The following is a 983-nucleotide window of genomic DNA, read 5'->3' as shown; positions in this document are numbered from 1 at the left end:
TAGCTGCATGTAGTGGAGGGGATTCAGAAAAAACGAGCGGAAGTAAAGCGGGTGAAGGAAAACCTTATGAAATTACGTGGTACACAATCGGGACACCTCAAAAAGATGCTGATAAAGTCATGGAGGAAGTAAGTAAATACACGAAAGAAAAAATTAACGCCACCGTTAAAATGAGACAAATCGACTGGGGCGATTATGATCAAAAAATGCAAGTTATGATTGCTTCAGGTGAATCATTTGATATTGCCTATACTGCAGGTGGAAACTATGTGTTAAATGCACAAAAAGGGGCATTTAAAGACCTAAATGAACTTCTTGACACACATGGAAAAGAATTGAAAGCAACGATTGATCCAGCTTACTTAGAAGGAGCTAAAATTGATGGAAAGCTTTATGGCATTCCTTCAAACAAAGAAGTAGGTCAGCAAAGTGTGTACGTATTCAACAAGGATATCGTCGATAAATACAATATGGATATTTCAAGGATTCACTCGTTGGAAGACTTGAAGCCTTTATTGAAAACCGTTAAAGAAAATGAGCCAGACTTTACACCGATTGCCACTTTCAAACCGTATCTACCATTTGATTATGTATTGGAAGATGAATTGCCGTTTGCGTTTCCTCTAGAAGGAGATAAAGGAAAAGTAGTTAATATCTTCGAATCGGATATTATGATGGAAACGTTAAAAACGATGCACGAATTCTATAAAGCGGGTTATATAAAAGCGGATGCAGCAACAAGTACAGATCCATGGCCGTTAGAGGTACAAAACTGGTTCGTACGTAAAGAAATGTACCAGCCATATGCGGAATTGATATGGTCCCGTTCTGCAGGTTATAACGTAGCCGTTCAACCGATGCATGATCCGATTACATTTAACAACTCTGTAACAGGCGCCATTCAAGCTATCTCTGCAACTTCAAAAAATCCAGAAAAGGCCATGGCGTTCTTAAACCTATTGAATACAGATCCATACCTTCGC

The 983-nt window shown here is 38.9% G+C and carries 1 protein-coding gene; it reads left to right on the top strand.

Features of this window, described 5'->3' with window-relative positions:
* Positions 1 to 983: ABC transporter substrate-binding protein (locus CVN76_RS00865; RefSeq protein WP_157805396.1), on the top strand; the 983-nt coding region annotated here is incomplete at both ends.

It is taken from the genome of Bacillus sp. mrc49 (genome assembly GCF_002803435.1).
Note: the sequence above shows the minus strand (reverse complement) of the source record. Positions and strands in the feature narration are given on the sequence as shown.